The sequence below is a fragment of the Bradyrhizobium sp. UFLA05-125 genome, assembly GCF_059803515.1.
In genome coordinates, this window is record NZ_JBANBJ010000058.1 from 40334 (window position 1) to 50861 (window position 10528).

General features: G+C 62.7%; 11 protein-coding genes. 4 read left to right on the plus strand and 7 right to left on the minus strand.

Annotation, left to right across the window (positions count from 1 at the left end; genetic code table 11):
- Positions 1–65: 65 nt before the first annotated feature.
- Positions 66–545, plus strand: a complete 480-nt coding sequence (locus SO156_RS34065; RefSeq protein ID WP_458149700.1) for an Lrp/AsnC family transcriptional regulator — start codon at positions 66–68, stop codon at positions 543–545.
- A gap of 154 nt (positions 546–699) precedes the next feature.
- Positions 700–1011: a DUF1272 domain-containing protein gene (locus SO156_RS34070; protein ID WP_458149699.1), complete on the plus strand. Its 312-nt coding sequence runs from the start codon at positions 700–702 to the stop codon at positions 1009–1011.
- Positions 1012–1135: 124 nt separating this feature from the next.
- Here SO156_RS34070 and fahA read toward each other — a convergent pair whose 3' ends face one another.
- The 5 genes from fahA to SO156_RS34095 form a co-directional block, all read right to left on the minus strand.
- Positions 1136–2407: a fumarylacetoacetase gene (gene fahA, locus SO156_RS34075; RefSeq protein ID WP_458149698.1), complete on the minus strand. Its 1272-nt coding sequence runs from the start codon at positions 2405–2407 to the stop codon at positions 1136–1138.
- A gap of 203 nt (positions 2408–2610) precedes the next feature.
- Positions 2611–3957, minus strand: a complete 1347-nt coding sequence (gene hmgA, locus SO156_RS34080) for a homogentisate 1,2-dioxygenase (protein WP_458149697.1) — start codon at positions 3955–3957, stop codon at positions 2611–2613.
- Between the two features lie 2 nt (positions 3958–3959).
- Positions 3960–4916, minus strand: coding sequence for an MBL fold metallo-hydrolase (locus SO156_RS34085; RefSeq protein WP_458149696.1), 957 nt, complete (start codon positions 4914–4916; stop codon positions 3960–3962).
- Positions 4917–4935: 19 nt separating this feature from the next.
- Positions 4936–5160, minus strand: a complete 225-nt coding sequence (locus SO156_RS34090) for a DUF2783 domain-containing protein (protein WP_458149695.1) — start codon at positions 5158–5160, stop codon at positions 4936–4938.
- Between the two features lie 11 nt (positions 5161–5171).
- Positions 5172–6785, minus strand: a complete 1614-nt coding sequence (locus SO156_RS34095; RefSeq protein ID WP_498537827.1) for an FAD-dependent oxidoreductase — start codon at positions 6783–6785, stop codon at positions 5172–5174.
- A gap of 110 nt (positions 6786–6895) precedes the next feature.
- Between SO156_RS34095 and SO156_RS34100 the strand changes: the two genes are divergently transcribed.
- Positions 6896–7438 carry a MarR family winged helix-turn-helix transcriptional regulator gene (locus SO156_RS34100; protein WP_458149693.1) on the plus strand — a complete coding sequence of 181 codons (543 nt, stop codon included), beginning with the start codon at positions 6896–6898 and terminating at the stop codon, positions 7436–7438.
- Between the two features lie 110 nt (positions 7439–7548).
- Here the strand turns inward: SO156_RS34100 and SO156_RS34105 are convergent, their stop codons facing one another.
- Complete coding sequence (locus SO156_RS34105) at positions 7549–8070, minus strand: hypothetical protein (protein ID WP_498537828.1); 522 nt, start codon at positions 8068–8070, stop codon at positions 7549–7551.
- 249 nt (positions 8071–8319) lie between these two features.
- Positions 8320–9114, minus strand: a complete 795-nt coding sequence (locus SO156_RS34110) for an N-acyl homoserine lactonase family protein (protein ID WP_498537829.1) — start codon at positions 9112–9114, stop codon at positions 8320–8322.
- 506 nt (positions 9115–9620) lie between these two features.
- Here SO156_RS34110 and SO156_RS34115 point away from each other — a divergent pair.
- A partial coding sequence (locus SO156_RS34115; protein ID WP_498537830.1) for a caspase family protein occupies positions 9621–10528 on the plus strand: 908 nt, incomplete at its 3' end.

The window sequence follows — 10528 nt, forward strand, 5'->3', positions numbered from 1 at the left end:
CGTGCAAACGGGACGCGATTCCGGTATGATATGCACGGTTTGTGCATGAAATGGACAAATTGCGCATGATTCCGGTAGACGTCTTCGATCTCAAGATCCTGACTGCGCTCCAGGACGACGGCCGCCTCACCAACCAGGAGCTCGCCGATATCGCGGGGCTTTCGGCCTCGCAATGCTCGCGGCGGCGCATGCGGCTGGAGGAAGAAAAGGTGATTGCGGGCTACCATGCCGACCTCTCCAGCGAGGCGCTCGGCTTCGGCGTCGTCGCCTTCATCCAGGTGACGCTGGCGACGCACTCGCCCGACAACGCCAAGCGATTCCGAACGCTCGTCGGCCGGATCGATGAGATCCAGGAGGCCTATTCGCTCACCGGCGACGCCGACTATGTGCTGAAGGCGGTGCTGCGCGATCTCAAGGGGCTCTCCAACCTCGTCAACGACGTGCTGATGCCGCACCAGAGCGTCGCGCATGTGCGCTCCTCGATCGTGCTCGACCGCCTGAAGGAGAGCTCGCGGCTGCCGTTGAAGGGGCTCACCCCTGGCTGAAATCGAGGGAAATGCGGCATTCGCGCACGGCGCGCGATCTGCGATGATCGGCGCCAGCCTATTTTTGTTTGAGCATGATCTTTTCGGAAAGCCGCTTCACACTTTGCGCTAACGCGGCCTTTCGGGTCCGGATCATGCTCCGGGAGACTGAGCCATGGCACTCCAGCTTCGGCCGAACTGCGAATATTGCGACTGCGATCTGCCGCCGAATGCTATGAATGCGCGGATCTGCTCCTATGAATGCACGTTCTGTGCGGACTGCGTCGAGACGAAACTCTTCAACGTCTGCCCGAACTGCGGCGGCGGCTTTGCGCCGCGCCCGATCCGCCCTGAGAAGGAATGGCGGCCGGGCGTGTGCGTGGCGAAGCATGTTCCATCAGACAAGCGGGTGCATTTGAAATACAGCGTGGAGGATGTCACCGCGCATTGCGCGCGGATCCGCGACGTGCCGCCAGAGGCGCGGTGAACTCGTAGGGTGGGCAAAGGCGCTTTTGCGCCGTGCCCACCATCTCTCCGCGAATGCAACAGACGAGGTGGGCACGGCACGCGAAGAGCGCGCCTTTGCCCACCCTACAATTCGTGGCGCCGTCCTAAGCCGCCGGCAGAATCGTCCCCTCGACCTCGCCGAAGCCGACGCGATAGCCGTCGCCCTGGCACCAGCCACGCATGACGAGGCTGTCGCCATCTTCGAGGAACGACCGTTTGATGCCGCCTGGCAACTCCACCGGCTCGGTGCCGTTCCAGGAGATTTCGAGCAGGCTGCCGCGCTGGTTCTTCTCGGGCCCGGAGATCGTGCCGGAGCCGAGGAGATCGCCGACATTCATCGCGCAGCCGCTGGAGGCGTGGTGCATCAATTGCTGGACCGATGACCAGTACATGTACTTGAAATTGGTGCGGCTGATGCTGGCGGGCGTATTCGTGCCGGCGGCGCGCAAGGAGACGTCGAGTTCGACATTATAGTTCTGCGGCCGACCCTGTCTGAGATAATCGAGCGGCGCCGGACTCTGCTCGGGACCTTTAGTGCGGAACGGCTCCAGCGCCTCGCGCGTCACCACCCACGGGCTGATCGAGGTCGCAAAGGCCTTTGCGAGGAACGGCCCGAGCGGCACATATTCCCATTGCTGTATGTCGCGCGCGCTCCAGTCGTTGAGCAGCACGAAGCCAAAAATCATCTCCTCGGCCTGCTGCTCGCTGAGCATGCCGCCCATCGGCGACGGCTGTCCGATGACGACGCCCATCTCCAGCTCGAAATCGAGCCGCTTGCAGGGCGCGAAGCCCGGCACCTCTGCGGTCGGCGGCTTCAACTGCCCGCGCGGCCGCTTCACCTTGGTGCCGGACACCACCACCGTCGAAACGCGGCCGTTATATCCGATCGGCATGTAGAGCCAGTTCGGCTGCAGCGCATTGTCCTTACCGCGGAACATCACGCCGACATTGGTGGCGTGCTCCTTCGACGAATAGAAGTCGGTATAGCCGGAGACCGCGAATGGCAGATGCAGCCGCACATCACGCATCGGCACAAGGGCCTGCTTGCGCAGATCCTCGTTGTCGCGCAGCTCCGGATGATCGTGGCGGAGCAGCTCACTGATCCGCGCCCGCGTCTTCGCCCAGACCTTTGGTCCTAGTGCCATGAACGGATTGAGTGATGGCGCCGAGAACACGCCGAGCGGGCCGACATCGAGGCGAGAGTCCTGCTCGAGCTCCCAGAGGTCGAGCACGTAGTCACCAATCGCGACCCCGACCCGCGGTGCCGGGTAGGCCGCCGTCGAGAACACGCCATAGGGCAGGTTCTGGATCGGGAAGTCGGAGGACGGATCGACGTCGATGAAGGAGCGGAGGCTGGGATCGTTGGGATGGGGCATTGGCTTCCCGTAGGCGCAGCGGTGACGATATCACCCTCCCCTGGAGGGGGAGGGTCGGCTCATTGAGCGCAGCGAAATATGAGACGGGGTGGGGTGACCTCTCAACACGGGCACCGCCTCAATGGGAGGCTGTCCACCCCGCTACGCATTCCGCTTCGCTGCATGCGTAGCGCCCCTCCCCCTCCAGGGGAGGGTAAGCAAGACTACGGCCGGTTCGGATCGAACCGCTTCTCCAGGCCCTTCCAGCAATCCGCATAATCGTCCTGGAGCGTCGACGACTTCGCGGCATGCGCGGTGACGCGCTGCGGGAAGCGGGTCTCGAACATGAAGGCGAGTGTGCCGGTGAGCTTGACCGGTTTCAACTCGCCATTGCTGGCGTGATCGAAGGCGTCGCGGTCAGGGCCGTGCGGTAGCATGCAATTGTGGAGCGAGATACCGCCGGGCACAAAGCCTTGCGGCTTCGCATCATAGACGCCGTACACCAGGCCCATGAACTCGCTCATGATGTTCATATGATACCAGGGCGGGCGGAAGGTGTTGTCGGCAACCATCCAGCGCTCGGGGAAGATGACGAAGTCGATATTCGCCGTGCCCGCCGTCTCCGATGGCGAGGTCAGAACCGTGAAGATCGAAGGATCGGGATGGTCAAAGGCGATCGCGCCGACCGGCGAGAAGGTACGCAGATCGTATTTGTACGGCGCGTAATTGCCGTGCCAGGCGACCACGTCGATCGGCGAATGCGGCAGCGTCGTCTTGAACAGCGAGCCGCCCCATTTGACGTAGAGCTCGGTCGGCGTGTCCTTGTCTTCGTAACTCGCAACCGGCGTCAGGAAGTCGCGCGCGTTGGCAAGGCAATTGGCGCCGATCGGGCCGCGCTCCGGCAGCGTGAAGGCGCCGCCATAGTTTTCGCAGAGATAGCCGCGCGCCGGCCCGTTCGGAATCTCCACGCGGAACTTGACGCCGCGTGGAATCACCACGATCTCGCCGGGCTCGGCATCGATGCGACCGAACTCGGTGACGAGACGCAGATTGCCCTGCTGGAGCACGAACATCAGCTCGCCGTCGGCATTGTAGAAATGCTGGTCCACCATCGATTTGGTGATGAGGTAGATATGCGCGGCCATACCGGCCTGCGTATTGACGTCGCCGGCCGTCGTCATGGTCTGCACGCCCGCAATGAAGGTGATCTCCTCCTTCGGGATCGGCGTCGGGTCCCAGCGCAGCTGCGCGATCGGCAGGTCGTATTCCTGGCACGGCGCCGAGCGCCACAGGCCAGCATCGACCTTCTCGAAGCGACCCGAATGCTTCACCGACGGGCGGATGCGATAGAGCCAGGAGCGCTCATTGGTGCCGCGCGGCGCCGTGAAGGGCGAGCCTGACAATTGCTCGGCGTAGAGCCCATAGGCACAGCGCTGCGGCGAGTTGCGCCCCATCGGCAGCGCGCCCGGCAGCGCCTCCGTCTCAAAGCTGTTGCCGAAGCCGGACATGTAGCCCGGCGTCACCTGGGCCGTGCTGCGAACAATCTGGTCAGGCGAGGTGTTGACGTTCATGACTATCCTCCTCCTTGCAAGGCAGCCCACATCTCCTGGTCGCGCTTGTCGGTCCAGATCACGGGGTCGTCGATCCCGGACGCCTCGTCAAAGGCGCGCGACACGTTGAACGGCAGGCAGTGCTCGTAAATGGCAAAGCTCGAAAACTTCGGATCCATCACCTCGCGCGTCGCCGCCATCGTCTCCTTCAACGTGCGGCCCTTGGCGACGGAGACTTCCGCCGCGCCATAGAGCGTGGTGACGAAGTTACGCGTCATCGCGATCGCCTCGCGCGCGGTGGTCGTGCCTTTCAGCGCATCGCCGCGACCCGGCGCGATCGCCTTCGGATTGAAGTTGCGGATCTCGGTCAGCGTCAGCGGCCATTCGCGCAAATGCGCATCGCCACAATAGCACGCCGAGTGATATTCGATGAGATCGCCGGAGAACATCACCTCGGCATCCGGCACCCAGGCGACGATGTCGCCCGAGGTGTGGCCCGCCCCGAGCTGCATCAACCGCACCTCGCGTTTGCCCAGATAAATCGACATCTCGCCTTCGAAGGTGAGCGTCGGCCAGGTCAGCCCCGGAATGCTTTGGGCGTCCTGGAACAGGCGCGGGAAGCGACCATACTCGGAATCCCAATCCTGCTTGCCGCGCTCCTCGATCAGCCGATAGGTTTCCTGCGAGGCGACGATGCCTTGCGCCTTGTAGGCGGATGCGCCGAGCACGCGGACCGCGTGATAATGCGACAGCACGACATATTTGATCGGCTTGTCGGTGACGCTGGCTACGTGCTCGATCACCTTGTTCGCCATCGCCGGTGTTGCCTGCGCGTCGAACACCAGACAGCCGTCCTCGCCGACGATGACCGCAGAGTTCGGATCGCCCTCGGCGGTGAAGGCATAGAGATCGGGACCGATCTCGGAGAAGGTAACCTTCTTCTCCGCGAGATCGCCGGTGGATGCGAAGTTCTTCGCCATCAGTTCGTTCCTTGCACGGTTATTGTTGTTGCTGTTGTTGCTGCTGGCCGTCGACCATGCGGCACCTGGCGAGCACGATCGCTTCCTTGAGCACGTCGATGTCGCCGATATGGTTGGCGAGGATCAGGACCAAGGCGGCGTCGAAATCCGCGCTCTGCTCTTCGGTCAGGCCGCGATGCGCTTCCACGATGGCGCGGAAGGCGTCGTCGGGCCGCGCGAAATTCGAGCTGGTGGAGAGAGCCATTCGCAAAACCTTCAGTTCAAGCCTTGAGCGCGCGACAATGCCGCCGCGACCAGCGCCTTTGTCGGATGACGGAAGCGGGCCGCGACGTAGCCATCAGGCCGCAGCAGATAGGCCGTATCAGGCTCGGCGTCGTAGCGCTTCGCAGCCAGCCCGCCGGGGTCGATCAGTCCGTTCTCGCCGCCGATGCGGATGTCCTTGACGCCGCCAGGTAGCTCGATGGCCGCGCCATTATCAAACCCGAGCATGGCAAAACCCGTTCCACCCTTGCGGAACATATCGGTCAAATAGGCGCCCTCGCCCGCACGCGTCGCGACCGGTGCATCCAGCATGGAACAGCCGGGACGCGGACCACCGCTCCACGTCTCCGCGTCTGCGGAGGACAGCGGCGAATCGTAGCTGCAAGGCACCGAGAGCCGGCCGCCATTGACCATGCGTTTGCCGAACTCGGTCTCCTTCGCCAGCGACAGCACCGCCTTGCGCAGCCGCGCCTCCTGATGCGAGTTCGGCGCCATGAAATCGGTCGATCGGGTCGATTCGCGGATGTTCTCGTCCGCCGCCATGCTGCGCTCGACATGGTAGCTCTCGAGCAGGGTCGCGGGCGATTGGCCGCGCAGCACCCGGTCGAGCTTCCAGGACAGATTCTCCGCGTCCTCAAGTCCCGAATTGGCGCCGCGCGCACCGAAGGGCGAGACCTGATGCGCGGAATCGCCGGCGAAGATCACGCGGCCGTGGAGGAAGCGATCCATCCGCCGGCACTGGAATTTGTAGAGCGAGATCCATTCGAAATCGAACTTGTCATGCCCGAGCATGCGCGCGATGCGCGGCCGCACGTTTTCCGGCTTCTTCTCGACGGCCGGATCGGCATAGCGATTGAGCTGGAGGTCGATGCGCCAGACATCGTCCGGCTGCTTGTGCAGCAGCGCCGAACGTCCCGCATGGAACGGCGGATCGAACCAGAACCACCGCTCGGTCGGGAATTCTGCGGTCATCTTGACGTCGGCGATCAGGAATTGATCCTCGAACACCTGGCCGGCGAATTCCGCGCCGACCATCTGCCGCAGCGAAGAGCGCGCGCCGTCGCAGGCGATGACGTATTGCGCGGAAAGGCGATAGGCGCCTTCGGGCGTTTCGATTGTCAGAACAACGGAATCGTTGCGCTGCTCGAGCGCCGCCACCTTGTTGCGCCAGCGCAGATCGATCTCCGGCAGGTCCCTGATACGGTCGACCAGATAGGCTTCGGCGTAGTATTGCTGGAGGTTGATGAAGGCGGGCCGCTTGTGACCCTCTTCCGGCAAGAGGTTGAACTGGTAGAGCTGGGACTCGCCGTGAAAGATCTTGCCGACGCTCCAGACCACGCCCTTCTCGACCATGCGGTCGCCGACGCCGAGCCGGTCCCAATATTCCAGCGAGCGCTTTGAGAAGCAGATGGCGCGCGAGCCCTCACCGATGCGGTCGGCATCGTCAAGCAGCACCACGCGCTGGCCGCGCTGCGCCAGATCGAGCGCAAGCGACAACCCGACCGGTCCGGCGCCCACCACCACGATCGCATGCTCCGCCGGAGCCTGGCCGGGGCGATCCTGGTCGGGGTGGCGGCGATAGCCGAACTGGGTTTTTGCCTGCGCCATGCGCTAACCTTTCGCTCTGGTCAGGAGGGGACTTATCTGCTAGATAGTCTCACGTGCAACTATCTTGGACCGGCCGCCGCCGTCCGTCAACTGGCATTCGGAGCGATTTTTTGGCGAGGACATCGGGCGACACCGCATTGAGAGCAAAGGAAGCGGACGAGGCGGCTTCGAGGCCGAAGGCGCGGCTCGACCTGTTCAAGTTCGTGCCCTTTCGCCTGAACCGCCTAGCTGCAGAGGTGAGTTCCGCACTCGCGGTCGAGTATCAGGAGCAGCACGGGCTCGACATTCCGGCCTGGCGCGTGCTTGCGACGCTCGGCTTCCGCAACGATGCCTGTAGCGCGCAGTTCATCTCGCAATGCACCCGCACGCACAAATCCACGATCAGCCGCGCGGTCACCGCGCTGCTGCATGACGGCCTGATCGAGCGCGTCGAGAACGAAGCCGACCGCCGCGAGTTCCGCCTGCAACTCACCAAGAAGGGGCGCGCGCTCTATGAAGAGCTGTTTCCGCAATTGTTGCGGCGGGAGGACGAAATCCTCAGCTGCCTCTCCGCGCAAGAGCGCAAGCAATTGTCGGCGCTGCTCGGCAAGATCGAGCAGAGCCTCGATTTGATCCAAACCAGCGAAGAGGCGGATGCAAAGCAGGCGTATTAGGGCGCGGACCTCAGCTTCTGACGCTCAAGCGGAAATCTTGCGATCCGTCTGAGTATGACCGCTCGCGCCCCTCAACAGAGTTTGGTGTCAGCTGGGATGTTCTTCGCCGCTCAGCGCTGAATATTTGCCGACTTGTCGGTGATGGAGCCTGCCGGGACGCCTATCTCCACAGGGCTAGGTCGTATGCCGCGACGGGCCATTTCCTTCCGTTCCGAGTCGAATGAGCCTTTCGGCTTGCAATCCGACATGATGGACGCATATCCCTTCCTCTTCCCGATCGGGGCCGAGGGTTTCCCCTCTAAATCAATAAACCAGTAATACGACCGGCAGTTCGAGTCAGAAGATGCAGCCGCAGTGCAGACCTTCGGCGACCGAGATTCGCAGTAGGTTACATCCTGATAGAAATGCATCGGCACGCCCTCGCATTCGACGCTCCAGGTCCAAATGCTCATTTTCGTGATTGAACAGGCATCACTGTGAAGCGCATAGGCGGTTTCTAGTCCCGGTATTTCCAATGCTTTGAGGGAAAGTTGCATAGCCTCCTCGGTTGAGGGAGCATTGACCAACCTGAACGCGGTCCAGATGGCGTAGGCTCCCACTCCAACAAGCGCTGTAATCCCAAGCAATTTCATTTGTATGCTCATCGCAGTCGTCAAGGCGACGAAGTAATTTCGTGTCTCGCAAGCAGCGGCATGGTTGCTTTCAACGAACGCCGCTCACAACCTAAACGCTACTCACGCAAAAGACACGAGAGGCGGATGCTCACGATTAATAGATGGTTGCTGGCGTTGTGGCGCGAGATTCCGGGTTCGCGCTGACGCGCGCCCCGGAATGACGAGAAAACCTCACAAGCTGTCAGGATGAGAGATTAGCACCGATCTCTATTTCACAAACGATCGCGTCGGCGGCAGATGCAGCGCCCAGGCATCGACCTTGTCGCTTGCGCGCGGATAGATCTCGGTTACCAGCGGATCGTGTCCGGGGATGAAGCGGTCGGGGTGGCCGGCGAGGCGCTCGATCGTCTCCCAGCCTGCGGCCATGTCGCCGACATTGTAGACGATCGGGAACGGGCTGCGCCGCTGCAGATTGGCGTAGTAATGCGCGGCGTCGGAGGCGAGCACCACGGGCCCGCGCGCAGTCTCGACCCTGACCACCTGCAAGCCGTCGGAATGACCGCCGACACGGTGCACGGTGACGCCAGGTGCGACCTCGCCGTCGCCGGAATAGAAGGTGACGCGCTCGCCATAGACGTGCCGCACCATCTGCGTGACGTGCTCGACCGAGAATGGATGTCGCAATAGGCCGTTGCACATGCAGCGGCCAGTCGCGCGCTCCTGCAGATGGAAGCGCGCATTCGGAAAGCGATCGAGGTTGCCGGCGTGGTCGTAATGCAGATGCGTCACGATGATGTCGGCAATGGCTGATGCCTTGACACCAAAGCGCTCCAGCGCGTCGACCGGATTGAGCGTCAGCTTGCGAGCGCGCAAGGACGCTTCCTCGGCGTTGAAGCCGGTATCGACCAGGATATCGCGGCCGCCCCCGCGGATCAGCCAGACGAAATAGTCGAGATCCTGCGCGGTGCTGTCGTGCGGATCCGGCGACAGGAAGTTCATGTGGGGGGTGCGGGGCGACATCGTCGCATAGCGCAGCGCGTAGATTTCGTAGAGGTTTCCCATGGTTGCACTTTTTTCGTTGAGGGGAGCTTGTTGAGGGGAGCTTAAAGCGCGATGAGATTGGGATGAATCGTCATCGCGCTTTAGATTGTTGTTTGAGCATGATCTCCGCGCAAACGCGTTCGGCGTTTGTCGCGAGGGAAAACCGCTTCACACTTTTCCGGATCATGCTCTAAAGATCGGTCGCGAACGCAGCAAGCCACCGCCGGACCCAAAGGTCAAACGTACCTCTCGCGCGTCCCCCAGGTGAGACCGATCACATTTTTGTCGCGATGGCCGCGCTAAGAGAGGTATCCCCGCCGGGCTCCCCTCCGATCGAGCGATGCCGTGACAGCCGCTTTAGTCCCTTCCATCTTTTCCGCGGCGTCGCGGTCAATTGTCGCGATAACGCCGTGTCTCCAAGCGGTTGACGCCCCCACCCCCCGGTTTGATAATGCAAATTGCGTAAGTTAAGGTCGCCGTGGCGCAAAGCTTGCGAACGGCGCCTTTTTGGCTGGACCGCGCTCGTTATGAAGATTCGCTTTCTTTCGCTTCTGCTCTTGACGTTCTCGGTCGTCCTGACCGCCCCGTCCTTTGCCGCCGGCGACCGCTATGCGCTGGTCATAGGCAATGCCAAGTATCCTGATGCCGACAGCCCGCTGAAGGAGCCGATCAACGACGCACGCGACGTCGCCGACGAGCTCAAGCATGACGGCTTTACCATCGATGTCGGCGAGAACCTGACCGGCGACGGCATGCGCCGGGCCTTCGACAAGCTCTATGGCAAGATCAAGCCCGGCGCGGTCGTGCTGATCTTCTACAGCGGCTTCGGCATCCAGTCGGCGCGCCAGAGCTACATGATCCCGGTCGACGCCCAGATCTGGACCGAGTCCGACGTGCGCCGCGACGGCTTCAGCATCGAGACCGTGCTCGGCGAGATCAACACCCGCGGCGCCGGCGTCAAGATCGCGCTGATCGATGCCTCCCGGCGCAACCCGTTCGAGCGGCGGTTCCGCAGCTTCTCCGCGGGCCTCGCCCCGGTGATCGCGCCGAACGGCACGCTGGTGATGTATTCGGCAGCCTTGAGCTCGGTGACCTCGGATGCCGGCGGTGACCGCAGCCTGTTCGTCCAGGAACTTTTGAAGGAAATCCGCGTCCCCGACCTGATGGCGGAGGAAACGCTGAACCGCACCAAGATGGGCGTTACCCGTGCCTCGCGCAACGAGCAGGTGCCGTGGATCTCGTCCTCGCTGGCCGAGGATTTCTCCTTCATTCCGGGCGCCAGCGGATCGCGGCCGGCGGCCACGACACAGCCGACCACCCCGTCGCCGGTCCCACCCGCGCCCACGCCGCCGGTGGTTGCAAACAACCCGCCTGCACCGACACCTGCCCAAACTCCCGCTGCCCCGGCACCGCCCGCCCCGCCGAAGCCGCAGGT

Coding starts and splice junctions, on each gene's coding strand:
- SO156_RS34065 (WP_458149700.1), top strand. CDS start 66: ATGATTCCGGTAGACGTCTTCGATCTCAAGATCCTGACTGCGCTCCAG.
- SO156_RS34070 (WP_458149699.1), top strand. CDS start 700: ATGGCACTCCAGCTTCGGCCGAACTGCGAATATTGCGACTGCGATCTG.
- fahA (WP_458149698.1), bottom strand. CDS start 2,407: ATGCCCCATCCCAACGATCCCAGCCTCCGCTCCTTCATCGACGTCGAT.
- hmgA (WP_458149697.1), bottom strand. CDS start 3,957: ATGAACGTCAACACCTCGCCTGACCAGATTGTTCGCAGCACGGCCCAG.
- SO156_RS34085 (WP_458149696.1), bottom strand. CDS start 4,916: ATGGCGAAGAACTTCGCATCCACCGGCGATCTCGCGGAGAAGAAGGTT.
- SO156_RS34090 (WP_458149695.1), bottom strand. CDS start 5,160: ATGGCTCTCTCCACCAGCTCGAATTTCGCGCGGCCCGACGACGCCTTC.
- SO156_RS34095 (WP_498537827.1), bottom strand. CDS start 6,785: ATGGCGCAGGCAAAAACCCAGTTCGGCTATCGCCGCCACCCCGACCAG.
- SO156_RS34105 (WP_498537828.1), bottom strand. CDS start 8,070: ATGAAATTGCTTGGGATTACAGCGCTTGTTGGAGTGGGAGCCTACGCC.
- SO156_RS34110 (WP_498537829.1), bottom strand. CDS start 9,114: ATGGGAAACCTCTACGAAATCTACGCGCTGCGCTATGCGACGATGTCG.